Genomic DNA, 14,438 nt, shown 5'->3' with positions numbered 1-14,438 from the left:
ATAACCAACTCTTAGTTGTAATAGGCATGCCTGTTATACCTGATAGTGGCGGTATATATTTTCATTTTATACAGAAGGAAATAGTGTCTTAGGAATTATTTTTCGAATAAAAAACTACTATAAAAATCACAATTGAGGTATGCTAATTCAAGCAGTCTCACGATTCTATATCCAAATGAAAAAAATTATCATAACCCTATTATTGGGTTTTTCGGCTGTGTTGCAAGCGCAAATAGCAGTTTCAGGAACAGTTACTGATATGGCTGATCGACCTATAAAAGGCGTATCTGTTTATATTGGAGCCATCCAAAAAGGTACGAAAACAGATGAAAACGGTAAATATACTTTGAGTAATTTGCCTAAAAGCGGACTCAAATTAAGTTTTACATACGTGGGATTTACAAGTCAGAATATTGCTTTAAACAATACTGATGCTGCACAAACCATCAATGTTGTTCTAGAAGAAAGCATCTTTGAAATGGATGAAGTAATTGTATCTACAGCTTTTAATAAGATTCAATCACAAAACGTGATGAAAGTGGAGCATGAAACAATCAAAGAACTACAGCAAAAAGGGACCGCAACACTTATTGAAGGTCTGGCTACTATTCCTGGGGTTTCTCAAGTCTCTACGGGAACGTCTATAGGGAAACCAGTAATACGTGGATTAAGCGGAAATCGCGTTCTTGTCTACTCGCAAGGAGTAAGAATGGAGAATCAGCAATTTGGTGACGAGCATGGTTTGGGTCTTAATGATGCCGGTATTGAAAGTGTTGAAGTGATTAAAGGGCCAGCTTCGTTGCTTTATGGCTCAGATGCGCTTGGTGGTGTGCTGTATTTTAACCCAGAAAAATTTGCTGATGCTAATACTTTTAAAGCAAATTTAAATCAAAAATTATTTTCGAATACGCTAGGGAGCAATACCTCACTTGGATTAAAAACATCTACCGAAAATTGGAAATTCCTAGCAAGAGGAAGCTACAATACGCATTCTGATTATCGTGTTTCTGGTGGCGATCGTGTCACAAACACCCGTTACAATGAAACCGATTTTAAAACTGCGGCGGGATATAGCAACGCTAAGTTTTCTACAGTACTACGATACAATTACAATGATTTAGATTTAGGTTTGCCTGAGGATGGTATTGCGGCGCAATCGAGAAGTAAAAATACAGAGTTGCCTAGACAAGCTGTTTTCAACCATTTATTGAGTTTGAATTCGGTGGTTTATTTTGCAAATACAAAATTAGATGTTGACTTAGGCTATGTAACAAATGATCGCTCTGAATTTGAAGATTCTAACGAAGCGAGTTTGCACATGAAATTAAAGACATTCAATTATAATGCTAAGTACCATTTACCTAAAGTAGGGAATCTAGAGACAATACTAGGAGTGCAAGGAATGCATCAAACTAATGCTAATTTTGGCGAAGAATTATTGATTCCTGATGCAACAACAAATGACTTTGGAGTTTTTGGTACGGCAAACTATGAGTGGGGAACTAGCAGCGCCTTGCAAGCAGGATTGCGTTATGACAATAGAAAAATAACTAGTGAAGAAAACGGTACAGTAGGCGAAGAAGGGTATTTTCAAGCTATCGATAAATCTTTTGACAGCTTCAATGCTGCCTTAGGTTATAAGACAGATCTAGCGTCTAATTTTACCATGCGTTTGAACCTAGCTTCTGGTTTTAGAGCACCTAACTTAGCAGAACTAACCTCAAACGGAGTACATGAAGGTACGAATCGTTACGAAATAGGAAATAGCGAACTAAAAACGGAACAGAATTTTCAAACTGACTTAAACTTAGAGTACAAAACAGATCACTTTGAGTTTTTTGTAAATGGATTTTACAATCACATCAACAATTACATCTATACTTCGCCAGCAGGAACAGTGATTGAGGAGAATGCTGTTTTTAATTACATTCAAAGCAATGCAAAGTTATATGGTGGTGAGATAGGTTTACATGTGCATCCACATCCTCTTGACTGGTTGCATTATGAAACGGCTTTTGAAACAGTAACTGCAAAAAATCAATCGGGGGATTACCTGCCTTTAATTCCAGCAAATAACTGGAACAACACCCTTAGAGGGGAGTTTACAATCAAAGATTGGTTGACTTCAGGATTTGCGACACTTAATGTAAGTACTACTTTAAATCAAGATAATGTGAGCGGTTTTGAAACGCGTTCAGCGGGTTATACCCTAGTGAATTTAGGTTTAGGAGGTACGGTGAAATTTGGTAAAACAGTGTTTGATGTCAATTTAAACGCTAACAATCTTTTTGATAAAGAATATATTGCGCACCTGTCTCGATTAAAAACAGATGGCGTAGCAAACATAGGTCGCAACCTAGTATTAGGAGTAAATTTTACGATTTAATTCTAATAAATAGTGTAGTGGATGAAACCATTAAGTACGGTTCACAATTAATTTGAAGACGCGTTCTTAATGGTTTTTTTTCGAAAATAAATTACATTATTACATTTTCGTTCTACAGGGGTAGTAGTTATTTAAGTATGCTCTAAAATTAAAATTTATTTCGAATACCTGATAAGCTTAAAGTAATGTTAATGGAGGTCTTTTTTTGTTGCTATGGAACTGAATTCTAAATACATTTCAGTATATTTGTTTAAGATATAAATAAAAAGCTTAAACAAAAAGTGTAGCTTTTTTTTCTAAAATTTTAAGGAAAGAACTATGGTAAATAAGCCTGCTATAAATATTGTTTGGTTCAAGCGTGATTTGCGCTTTGTTGACAATGAAGCTTTGCATGCTGCTCACAATTCAGGTCTTCCTTTGCTGTTTATCTATTGCTTCGAACCTTCGGTTATGGCTTATCCTGATGCCGATGTGCGGCACTGGCGTTTTATATTTGAATCTATTCAAGATCTGCAACTAAAGTTAAACCCGATTCAAGGCAAATTTTACTTCTTTCATAATGAGGTGCAGCTTGTATTCTCTGAACTACTTAAAAACTATAACATCAATACCGTTTTTTCTCATCAAGAGGTAGGCAATAAAGTCACTTATGATAGAGATGTTGCAATGCAGTCTTTTTTCGAAAATAACAACATTACATGGAAAGAATCGCAGTTGCACGGTGTGATTAGAAAATTAAAGTCAAGGCAAAACTGGAGTAATGATTGGGAGAACGTCATGCGCGCAATTCCAGTGATGAGCGCGGTGCAGGATTTTAAACTCATTAGACTTTCTGAGGTTTTGTACAATGCAGTCAAAGGACCGGAGCTTTCAAATGAAATCACAACCTACAATAAAAATTTCCAAAAAGGAGGCGAGAGTCTGGCTTGGCGGTATCTAGATAGTTTTGTCAAAGAGCGTTATGTAAATTATAGCAAGCATATTTCTAAACCCGCGTTGAGTAGAAAAGGCTGTAGCCGTTTGTCGCCATATTTAGCCTATGGTAACATAAGCATGCGCATGATTTATCAATACACAAATCAGCATTATGAAAATGCCTATAACAAGCGTGCGGTTTTAAATTTTGTTTCAAGATTGCACTGGCATTGTCACTTTATGCAAAAATTTGAAGATGAATGCAGCATGGAGTTTAATAATGTGAATAGTGCTTATGACGCTTTGGTTAAACCAAAAAACGAAGCCTATATTAAAGCTTGGGAACAAGCAAAAACGGGTGTTCCTATTGTTGATGCTTGTATTCGCTGTTTGATTGCAACGGGTTATATCAATTTTAGAATGCGCGCAATGTTAGTTTCATTTTTCACATTCAACTTATGGCAAGATTGGCGTGAACTTCATTTTCTAGCAAGACAGTTTTTGGATTATGAACCTGGAATTCACTACCCTCAATTGCAAATGCAGGCGGGTACTACGGGAACAAATACGATAAGAATTTATAGCCCCATAAAAAACTCGCAAGACCACGATCCTGATGGCATTTTTATCAAGCAGTGGTTGCCTGAACTAGCTGCCATTCCAGCAGAATTAATTCATGAACCATGGAAACTTAATGCGATCGAGCAAGAATTTTACAACTGCAGAATAGGCGAGGATTACCCAGGGCCTATTGTTGATATCGAAGAAACTAGAAAACGAGCAAGCGAAATTGTATGGAGTTTTAGAGAGAAAAAAGAGGTCAAGATAGAGGGAAAACGAATCATCAAAAAACACAGCAGTAGAAGACCAATATTTGTTGATCAACAAGAAATGCTTTCGTTTTCGGATTCAAATGTAAAGGCTACAACAGAATAATATACGCATCATGGCAATATTTTTAAAAGCAAAGTGGGAACAATTAATTATGGCAAATTACGCGGTTAATCCTGCTGTACTCGCACCATATTTACCAGCAGGAGTGACTTTAGACTTGTTTGATGGCAAAGCCTACGTTAGTCTAGTAGGATTTTTATTTAAAGACACCAAGTTATTCAATATTCCCATACCGTGGTTTGGGACCTTTGAAGAGATCAATTTGAGATTTTATGTTTCTAGAATCGAAAATGGAAAAGTAAAAAGAGGCGTTGTATTTATCAATGAAACCATACCGTACCCTGTAGTGGCTTGGGTAGCAAATAAATTATACAAAGAACATTACACGGTCGTAAAAACGAGGCACAGTATAGAAAGAGGAATAGATAAAAAGAGAATCAATTATGAATGGCTGTTGAACAAAAAGTGGAATCGAATTGCAGTACAGGCATATAATGAGGCTAAGGTGATGGAAACGGACTCCTTACAACAATTTATATTCGAACATTATTATGGTTACACAAAAGCCAGCGAGGTAAGTACTGAAGAGTACCGATTGCAACACCCTAGCTGGTTAGTAAATGAGGTAATTGATTATGATATTGACTGTGATTTTGCTCAAATGTATGGTCCTGCGTTTGCTAATTTAAGTAGTGCTGTCCCTGACAGCGTGTATCTAGCCGAAGGATCAGTGGTAGCGATTGAGTGGAAGCGGCACAAATTACTGTTGTAATATGAGAAATGTAAAAAAGCAAAATTTGCCTTTTAAAATCTGCGTGGTTTGTCAAAGGCCCTTTTCATGGAGGAAAAAATGGGAAAAGGTGTGGGATGAGGTGAAGTATTGCAGTGATAAATGCAGAATGAACAAAGCAAAATAAAATAGAAGAATGAAAAAAACGATTCGGTTATTATTAGGAGATCAATTAAACAGCACTCATTCTTGGTTTGACTCAACTAGTGAGAGTGCCACTTATGTGTTAATGGAAATTCGTACCGAAACAGATTATGCTACCCATCACATTCAAAAAGTTATGGGCTTTTTTGCTGCAATGCGCAAATTTGCCCAAGAGTTAAGGGATGCAGGTCATGATGTTATTTACATTTCAATCAATGAAGAGAATAACCAACAAGATTTTGCTAAAAACCTAAACCAACTTATAACCGAACATTCTTTCACGCATTTTGAATACCAGCTTCCTGACGAATTTCGTGTAGATGAAATTTTGAAGGGATTTTGCCAGTCACTTTCAATTTCGCACTCGTTAATTGATACCGAACATTTTTACACTACTCGCACAGAATTAGCGGCGTTTTACGAGGGTAAAAAAAGCTTTATCATGGAGAATTTTTATCATGCTATGCGTAAAAAGCACGATGTTTTAATGGATGGGCAAACACCGATAAACGGCCAGTGGAATTTTGATGGCGATAATCGAAAGAAAATGCCCAAGGAACACAAACCTTTACAACCATTAGTTTTTGAAAATGATCTTTCTGCTATCGCAAAAGAAATTGAAAAGGCTACTATTAAAACGATAGGTACTGTAGATGCTAAGAATTTTCTTTGGCCTACGAGCCGAAAACAATCGTTGCAATTAATGGAACACTTCATGACCAACTGTCTGCCACTTTTTGGGAGCTATCAAGATGCTATGGTTCCTACAGAGTGGTCGCTGTACCACTCGAGATTATCGTTTTCGATGAATTTAAAAATGATTACTCCACAAGAAGTAGTAAATCGCGCAATTGATGAATGGCAGGCAAGACCCACTGAAATAGAATACAATCAGTTAGAAGGATTTGTACGGCAAATTATAGGTTGGCGAGAGTATATGCGCGGAATCTATTGGTTGAAAATGCCAGAATATGCTTCACTGAATTATTTAGAAAATAAAGCAAAGCTGCCGGATTGGTATTGGACCGGAAATACAAAAATGCACTGCTTAAGAGATGCAATTCAGCAAACGTTAACGTATAGTTATGCGCATCACATTCAACGATTGATGATTACTGGAAATTTTGCTTTGCTAGCTGGCACTGATCCTGATGAGGTGAGTGCATGGTATTTGGGCGTGTACATAGATGCTATTGAATGGGTGGAGATTACAAATACACTGGGAATGAGTCAGTTTGCTGATGGCGGAATTGTAGGTACAAAACCCTATGTTAGTTCTGCGACGTACATCGATAAGATGAGTCACCATTGTGGTTCTTGCTTTTACAAAAAATCAGTAAAAACGGGAGAGAAAGCCTGTCCTTTCAATAGTTTGTATTGGAATTTCTTTGATAAAAATGCAGATAAATTACAGGCAAATCCACGGTTGCGTATGGTATATGCACTCTGGAAGAAAATGAAGCCTGATGCAAAGGTTGCGCTACTAGAACAAGCAGATTACTATTTAAAAAACATAAATAAAATATAATGAAAACGGCTATAGTTTGGTTTAAAACGGATTTACGATTATTTGATAATGAAACACTTATCAAGGCAATTGCTCAAAGCGAACAAATTGTACCAGTATATTGCTTTGATGAAGACCACTTTAAAAAAACCGAGTATGGTTTTGATAAAACGGGCAGTTATCGGGCACAATTTTTATTAGAATCACTTCAAAATTTAGATGATAATTTAAGGAAACTTGGATCTGGTTTGGTTATTTTAAGGGGAAAGCCTGAGGTTGAAATCCCCAAAGTCGTAGCGCAATACAAGGCTAAGAAGGTGTTTGCTAAACGCGAAGTCGCTTATGAAGAAAAGAAAGTTGAGCAGGAGATTCAGGAATTGCTCTTTAAATTGCGATGCGAATTAGAAACTTTCAGTACCAGTACCTTGTACCACGCCGAAGATTTGCCTTTTTCGATCAAGAAAATACCAGATGTTTTTACAGTATTTAGAAAGAAAACCGAACTAGAAGCAACTGTGAGAGCCGTTTTTGAAGCGCCAGAAGCGATAAATTCTCCGGAGATTCCACCAATGGAGTTGCCTACTTTAACTGATTTGAATTTAACCAATAAAAAAATAGACAAGCGAGCGGCGATCCAATTTAAAGGGGGAGAATCTGAAGCGATGAACAGGTTGAATTACTATTTTTTTGAATCTAAAAAGTTAGCAGTTTATAAAGAAACCCGCAACGGAATGGTGGGGAGTGATTACTCATCAAAATTTAGTGCTTGGTTAGCAATGGGCTGTATTTCACCACGAACAATTTACAGCGAGGTGAAGAAATTTGAAGAAGAGCACGAAGCAAATGACTCGACATACTGGTTGATTTTTGAATTATTATGGCGTGATTTTTTCAGATTCATGTTCAAGAAGTACCAAACCAAGTTCTTTCTATATTCTGGCATTGCTGCTGAAAAGCCTAATTCTAAAGCAACAAATGAGGCGTCACTACAGCACTGGATTGCTGGAACTACCGATTCTGAATTTGTAAATGCAAACATGATTGAATTAAAAGAAACTGGTTTCATGAGCAACAGAGGAAGGCAAAATGTGGCTAGTTATTTTTGTAACGAACTCCAAATGGACTGGCGAATAGGAGCTGCGTATTTTGAGTCACAATTAATCGATTATGATGTTTGTAGCAACTGGGGAAACTGGGCATACCTTGCAGGAGTAGGTAACGACCCAAGAAAACACCGCTACTTTAATATAGAAAAACAAGCAAAGGATTATGACAAAGAAGGCGAATTTCGCAAACTGTGGTTGTAGTAAACAGTAACGCAAACAAGTACGAAAAGTTTAAGGTAAGTAGTTCCGCAACGATTCGCAAAGGATATCGCAAAGTAGCGTAACACTTTGTGCTTAATTTAATTCCTTAATGGTGGAAAAAATTGTGTGTATCTGTCTAAAAAGGGGTTACGCAATGATTCGCAAGGGGAAGCGCAAAGTACCGCAATGCTTTATACTTAATTTATTTTATTCAACGTGGAAAAAATTGTGTGTGTCTGTCTAAAAAGGGGTTACGCAATGATTCGCAAGGGGAAGCGCAAAGTACCGCAACGCTTTGTGCTTAAATTATCTTAATTCCTTAATGATGGAAAAAATTGTGAGTCTCTCTGTTTAAAGAGCAGTTACGCAAAGATTCGCAAGGGGAAGCGCAAAGTACCGCAATGCTTTGTGCTTAATTTATTTTAATTCCTTAATGGTGGAAAAATTGTGAGTCTATGGGGAATAGTTGTATAACTGTCATTTCCCGAAGCATCACGGCCGTTTTAAGTAGTAACTTTAACCTGCAATGAAGTAACAAAACAACAAACTAACCGACATATAAAAAGCAGTCTTCATTTATGGGGCATTCGACTGCTATCTCAAACCACAAAAAAAAACAAAAACTAATGAAAAAATTAATTTTAATAATGGCAGTACTACCCTCGATAGTTGCAGTTGCGCAAAAGCAACAAACATTAAAATACCCAGCAACACCTAAAGGAGATGTTGTCGACACTTATTTTGATGCAAAAGTAAATGACCCTTACAGATGGCTAGAAGACGACCGATCTACAGAAACAGCAAATTGGGTTAAGGCAGAAAACGAAGTAACTTATGGTTATTTAAACCAAATTCCGTTTAGAGAAGCTTTAAAATCTCGCATGGAAAAATTGTGGAATTATGAAAAAATAGGAGCGCCGTCACAAGAAGGGGCGTATACGTATTATTCGAAAAATAACGGACTTCAAAATCAGTCAGTTGTTTATAGAAAAGATAGCAAAGGCAAAGAAGAGGTTTTTCTAGATCCAAATACTTTTTCGAAAGACGGTACTACGTCGTTAGGAGGTTTAGATTTCTCAAAAGACGGTTCAAAAGTCGCTTATGCTATTTCGGAAGGTGGAAGTGATTGGAGAAAAGTGATTATCATGGATGCAGCTTCTAAGACGATTGTTGAGGACACATTAGTAGATGTGAAATTTAGTGGTTTGTCCTGGAGGGGAAATGAAGGTTTTTATTATTCTAGTTATGAAAAACCTAAGGGAAGTGAATTGTCTGCTAAAACCGACGAGCACAAATTGTATTTTCACAAGCTAGGAACTGCTCAAAAAGAAGATAAAGTTATTTTTGGGGCTAATCAAAAACGCCGTTATATAGGTGGGTATGTTACCGCAGATGATGCCTATTTAGTTATATCTGCAGCAAATTCTACTTATGGAAATGAACTTTACATTAAGAGTTTAAAAACTCCTGATAGTCCTATTGTTACTATCGTTGATAATTTTAATAGTGACAATAATGTTATTGAAACTAAAGGAAATAAATTATACATCGCAACAGATTATATGGCACCTAATAAACGTGTGGTTACTGTGGATGTTGCAAAACCTGATCCTAGTAACTGGGTAGATTTTATTCCAGAAACCGAAAACGTGTTGTCGCCATCTACTGCTTCGGGATACTTTTTTGCAAATTATATCAAAGATGCGGTTTCTGTGGTGAAGCAATATGATTATAACGGGAAGATGGTACGCGAAATTCAATTGCCTGCAGTAGGAACAGCGGGAGGTTTTGGAGGAAAAGAAAAAGACAAAGTAGTCTATTATTCTTTTACAAATTACACTACTCCGGGGAGCGTTTTTGCATTAAATCCTACAACAGGAAAATCAGAGGTGTATGAAAAACCTAATGTTGATTTTAAAAGTGATAATTTCGAATCAAAACAAGTTTTTTATACTTCAAAAGATGGTACAAAAATCCCTATGATCATTACGTATAAAAAAGGTTTGAAACTAGACGGTAAAAATCCAACAATGCTTTATGGTTATGGTGGTTTCAACATTAGCTTAACGCCAAGTTTTAGCATTGCAAATGCTGTGTGGTTAGAAAATGGAGGTGTATATGCTGTTGCTAATTTACGTGGTGGTGGTGAATATGGAAAGAAATGGCACGATGCAGGAACTAAGATGGAGAAGCAAAATGTATTTGATGACTTTATAGCTGCTGCAGAGTATTTGATTGCTCAAAAATATACAACATCTGATTATCTAGCAATTCGCGGTGGATCTAATGGTGGATTACTAGTAGGAGCTACAATGACACAACGTCCAGATTTGATGAAAGTAGCTTTACCAGCTGTGGGAGTTTTAGATATGTTACGTTACCACACATTTACTGCAGGTGCTGGTTGGGCTTATGATTATGGAACAGCTCAAGATAGCAAGGAAATGTATGAGTATATTAAAGCGTATTCGCCGGTACATAATGTAAAAGCAGGAATACAATATCCAGCAACAATGGTCACTACTGGAGATCATGATGACCGTGTGGTTCCAGCACACAGTTTTAAATTTGCAGCCGAATTACAAGACAAGCAAACAGGACCAAATCCTACATTGATTAGAATTGATGTTAAAGCAGGGCATGGAGCAGGAAAATCAGTAGCGGCAAGTATTCAAGAGAATGTAGATATACAAGCGTTTACGTTGTATAATATGGGTTTTAAAAATTTGCCTACTAGCAAGTAAGTAGTTTTTATTACTTGATGCTAGATTAGGTATTACGAATTTCTGGTGAGGAAATTGAAAAATGGGCATTTATAAAGCGTTATTCGTCAAGAATAGCGCTTTTGCTTTTAATATATTTTTACATAATGATGAGGTAAGTTGCTGAAAGCCTTGCTAACACCGTTATAACGTCATTTATTTTCACAATTTTTTACTAATTTCTTCGTTTTTTGGATTGTCGTTCGTTAACTTTGAGAGACAAACATAAATACTTTACACTATGAAAATACAATTTAACACAGATAAAAACGTAGAAGGACATGAAAGAGCAGAAGCTTACTTTTCTTCTGAATTAGAAACTGCATTAGCAAGATTTGAAGATAAAATCACAAGAATCGAAGTTCACGTAGGAGATGAGAATAGTGCAAAGCCAGGAATCAATGACAAACGTTGTTTAATTGAAGTTCGCCCAGCAAAATTGCAACCTATTGTTGTAACTGATCATGCTGATACTGTAGAGAAAGCTTTCAAAGGTGCTCTTGACAAAATTAAAAAGTCACTAGCGACAACATTTGAAAAACAAAAAGAACACTAGAATTTACTTCTATTAGCTATATAAAAAAAGACTATCATTTGATAGTCTTTTTTGTTTTCCATTATTTTGTTTTGCTGCTATTTTTCGAATAATAAAGCGGCTAGTGCGGGATCTCTATCGTAGACATCATCATAAAAATGTAGTGTTCCATTAGCATCTACCCATGATGTAAAATAACCTATGTACACAGGTATCTTGTTCTTTAAGGTGTACCATTTCTCTTTTCCAAGATGCATAGCTTCGTCAATTTTTTCAGCATCCCAGTTTGGATCGTTTCTCATGATTGTGGCAGCCAGTACTTCAGGATGTTCCACTCGAATACAGCCATGACTAAAAGCTCTTTTATCGCGACTAAATAGATGTTTAGATGGTGTGTCGTGCAAATAGATTGCATTCGAATTAGGAAATAAAAATTTCACTCTTCCTAGAGAATTTCCTGCTCCTGGTTTTTGTCTTACCCTACCATTGTTCCACTCCATGTTGTGTTGTGCTAAGTAGTTTGGATTTCGTTTTATAGCAGGGTTAACCTCATTTTTAATAATACTTTGTGGCAGATTCCAGTACGGGCTAAAAACAATATATTTCATAGGAGCGCTAAAGATTACCGTTTTATTCAGTGTCTTCCCTACAACAACATTAAGATTTAAAACGTTTTTCCCTTTTTCAAAATAGGTAAGTTGGTAAGCAGGAATGTTTACTGCAATCACCTCTTTTGCATTAGCAATATCTTTAGAAATCCAGCGGCATCGCTCCATGTTAACCACGATTGTTTTAATTAAATTAGTTAATGGCGTGCTTAAATAGTTTAGAGTTGAGGTATAAAGTAATTTATCTCCTTTTATTCCGCGGCTTGCTTTAAATTTAACAACGGCATCGGCTAGATCTTCATCATACATGCCACTTTTACTATCTGTATCAAGTAAACCCTCTAGGTGTAAACGGGTACGTACTTGTGCTATTGCACTTAAGCTATCGCCTATTTTTAAAGTTTTATATCCTGACGGCATAGCAATACTGTCCCATGAAGCTTTCTTTTCTAGGGTGCGGTATTTTTTTAAAGCATCTCTTAGTAGATAATATTGACTAAAAAGTGTTTTCTTCTCCTTCTTAACATGCGATTGATCTGTTAGGATAGAATCAGTGTAAGCGGCATAGGTTTGTTTTTCACGAGGTAAAAACCATTCCATCTCATTTGACTTAGCAGCATCGATACCATGGTAAACCTTATCAAGGTAAAAGAAGTACAAAGCAGTAGTTAGCAGCTCAGCATTAATTTGCGGGTCTTTTGAAGTTTGAGGTGTTTCATAAAAAGAATTAAATTCTAATTTATAAGGAATTGTAGCTTCAACACCTTCGTCGCTCAAATTATTGATTTTGTTGTACAAGATATTGGCAAATTCATTAATGCCATTACGGTCGTACCACATAAAACGGAAATCTTTCTTTGCATAAAGATTGGTAACATCCTTGTGATACTTTTCTAACTGTGGGTGCTTGTTAAAAAAGGGCGCTACGAGGGTACTGTCAAATGGGACTTCACTTAAATCTTTTATTTCTTGCTCTGATAATACAGCAGGGGCTTCACTGTTGTTCTTTTTGCAAGAGGCAATTAACATGGTTGTTAATAAGGTTAATAGTAGGGTTTTAAGTAGTGTTTTTTTCATTTTTTAGTGTTGCTAATAAGTAGCGTAAAAGTACATTAATTCAAATACTTTGAAAGCGATTTCAGAATTAATAATAAAATTTTGTTAAAACGCTATATTTGTAACGCTTTATATTTACAGTATTTAATGTACGCTGCCATAATTATCTAAATTTATTCAAATGAAAAAACCACTGTTGATAGTCGTAATAGTTGTCTTACTTAGTTCTTTTGCTACTTCAAGAAACGTAAAAGATAGTAACGAGCAACAAATTAATGTTGTTCTTGATCAGTGGCACAAGGCTGCTGCTGCAGCTGATTTTGAACGATATTTTGAAAGCATGACTTCAGATGCTGTTTTTATAGGTACAGATGCAAGTGAAAACTGGAATAAGAACCAATTTATGGCCTATGCAAAACCTTTTTTCGATAAGGGAAAGGCGTGGAGCTTTACTGCGGTGGAGCGCCATGTTTATCTGGACAAATCCGGTAAGATAGCTTGGTTTGACGAGTTGTTAAACACGCAAATGAAAATATGCAGAGGCTCAGGTGTTTTAGTAAAAAAGGGAAAAAACTGGAAGATTCAACATTATGTGCTTTCAATGACAGTTCCCAATGAAAATTCAGCAGAGGTTATCAAAATTAAAACAGCAAGCGAAGAAAAGGTTTTAGCGAAGTTTATCGAGCATCGCTAAGCGGTAGAAGTAGTAGTGGTTTTGGTTTTTTCGAAAATAAAAATAACGGTAATTATACTACTCCTAGATTAAAAAGTAATTTTTTTGGTGGCAAACCATTCTGTCTGATATAATTCATTAATTTTGCCGAAATATTTGAAAAAAAGTGGGAAGCAAAAATAAGTTAAAGAGATTCAGGGAAAATGAAACATTTGTAAATGTTTTTCAACCAACTAGAGAAGAGGTCGTAGGTGATTTATTTCCTTTAAAGGGAAAATGGAATGCTGAGTTTTTTAAAAATGACAATCCGTTAGTACTTGAATTAGGCTGTGGAAAAGGAGAGTATTCTGTAGGATTAGCAGAAAGATATCCAAATAAAAATTTTATAGGAATTGATATTAAAGGAGCTCGTTTTTGGAGAGGTGCTAAGACTGCTGTAGAGACAGGCTTGAATAATGTAGCTTTTATAAGAACTCAAATCGAACTTATAAACCACATTTTTGCTGAAAATGAAGTTGACGAAATTTGGATTACTTTTCCAGATCCTCAAATTAAATATAAGAGAACAAAACATAGAATGACAAATTCTGAGTTTTTACAATTGTATAAAAAGATATTGAAAAAAGACGGTGTAGTTAACTTAAAAACTGACAGTGAATTCATGCACGGGTACACTTTAGGATTGTTGCACGGTGAAGGACATGAGGTTTTATATGCGAATCACAATGTATATGTAAACGAAGGTAGTCCCGAGGAAGTTACTGCTTTTCAAACATTCTACGAAAAACAATATTTGCAAGTTAATAAAGCAATTACGTATATTCGATTCAAAATTAAAGATTAAGTTGCTACAGATTAATG

Annotated in this window: 11 protein-coding genes; 10 read left to right on the top strand and 1 reads right to left on the bottom strand. The window is 36.0% G+C overall.

From position 1 onward, the window contains the following. Nucleotides 1-175 precede the first annotated feature (175 nt). The 8 genes from HNQ00_RS15235 (at nucleotide 176) to HNQ00_RS15200 (ending at nucleotide 11,261) form a co-directional block, all read left to right on the top strand. The gene (locus tag HNQ00_RS15235; protein ID WP_173839364.1) at nucleotides 176-2,386 is read left to right on the top strand and encodes a TonB-dependent receptor; all 2,211 of its coding nucleotides are present in this window, start codon (nucleotides 176-178) and stop codon (nucleotides 2,384-2,386) included. A gap of 318 nt (nucleotides 2,387-2,704) precedes the next feature. Next, complete coding sequence (locus tag HNQ00_RS15230) at nucleotides 2,705-4,237, top strand: cryptochrome/deoxyribodipyrimidine photo-lyase family protein (RefSeq protein WP_173839363.1); 1,533 nt, start codon at nucleotides 2,705-2,707, stop codon at nucleotides 4,235-4,237. A 10-nt stretch (nucleotides 4,238-4,247) separates the two neighbouring features. Next, the gene (locus HNQ00_RS15225) at nucleotides 4,248-4,967 is read left to right on the top strand and encodes a YqjF family protein (RefSeq protein WP_173839362.1); all 720 of its coding nucleotides are present in this window, start codon (nucleotides 4,248-4,250) and stop codon (nucleotides 4,965-4,967) included. 1 nt (nucleotide 4,968) lies between these two features. Beyond that, complete coding sequence (locus HNQ00_RS15220; RefSeq protein ID WP_173839361.1) at nucleotides 4,969-5,112, top strand: DUF2256 domain-containing protein; 144 nt, start codon at nucleotides 4,969-4,971, stop codon at nucleotides 5,110-5,112. Between the two features lie 9 nt (nucleotides 5,113-5,121). Then, entirely contained in the window at nucleotides 5,122-6,657 is a 1,536-nt protein-coding gene (locus HNQ00_RS15215; protein ID WP_173839360.1) for a cryptochrome/photolyase family protein, read from the top strand. Then, nucleotides 6,657-7,943, top strand: coding sequence for a DASH family cryptochrome (locus HNQ00_RS15210; RefSeq protein ID WP_173839359.1), 1,287 nt, complete (start codon nucleotides 6,657-6,659; stop codon nucleotides 7,941-7,943). The genes HNQ00_RS15215 and HNQ00_RS15210 overlap by 1 nt, the downstream gene beginning before the upstream one ends. Before the next feature lie 647 nt (nucleotides 7,944-8,590). Beyond that, nucleotides 8,591-10,687: a prolyl oligopeptidase family serine peptidase gene (locus HNQ00_RS15205; RefSeq protein WP_173839407.1), complete on the top strand. Its 2,097-nt coding sequence runs from the start codon at nucleotides 8,591-8,593 to the stop codon at nucleotides 10,685-10,687. A 259-nt stretch (nucleotides 10,688-10,946) separates the two neighbouring features. After that, the gene (locus tag HNQ00_RS15200; protein WP_173839358.1) at nucleotides 10,947-11,261 is read left to right on the top strand and encodes an HPF/RaiA family ribosome-associated protein; all 315 of its coding nucleotides are present in this window, start codon (nucleotides 10,947-10,949) and stop codon (nucleotides 11,259-11,261) included. A 77-nt stretch (nucleotides 11,262-11,338) separates the two neighbouring features. Here the strand turns inward: HNQ00_RS15200 and HNQ00_RS15195 are convergent, their stop codons facing one another. Further along, nucleotides 11,339-12,925 (bottom strand): L,D-transpeptidase family protein, encoded by a 1,587-nt coding sequence (locus tag HNQ00_RS15195; protein ID WP_173839357.1) that lies wholly within the window; start codon nucleotides 12,923-12,925, stop codon nucleotides 11,339-11,341. Nucleotides 12,926-13,085: 160 nt separating this feature from the next. On the opposite strand from HNQ00_RS15195, the gene HNQ00_RS15190 reads away from it, so the two are divergent. Beyond that, entirely contained in the window at nucleotides 13,086-13,598 is a 513-nt protein-coding gene (locus HNQ00_RS15190; RefSeq protein WP_173839356.1) for a nuclear transport factor 2 family protein, read from the top strand. 145 nt (nucleotides 13,599-13,743) lie between these two features. Next, nucleotides 13,744-14,421 carry a tRNA (guanosine(46)-N7)-methyltransferase TrmB gene (trmB, locus tag HNQ00_RS15185; RefSeq protein ID WP_173839355.1) on the top strand — a complete coding sequence of 226 codons (678 nt, stop codon included), beginning with the start codon at nucleotides 13,744-13,746 and terminating at the stop codon, nucleotides 14,419-14,421. Nucleotides 14,422-14,438: the final 17 nt, after the last annotated feature.

Source organism: Flavobacterium aeripolare (genome assembly GCF_013294025.1).
In the GTDB taxonomy this organism is placed as follows: domain Bacteria; phylum Bacteroidota; class Bacteroidia; order Flavobacteriales; family Flavobacteriaceae; genus Flavobacterium.
This window is presented reverse-complemented; position numbering and strand designations above follow the sequence as displayed.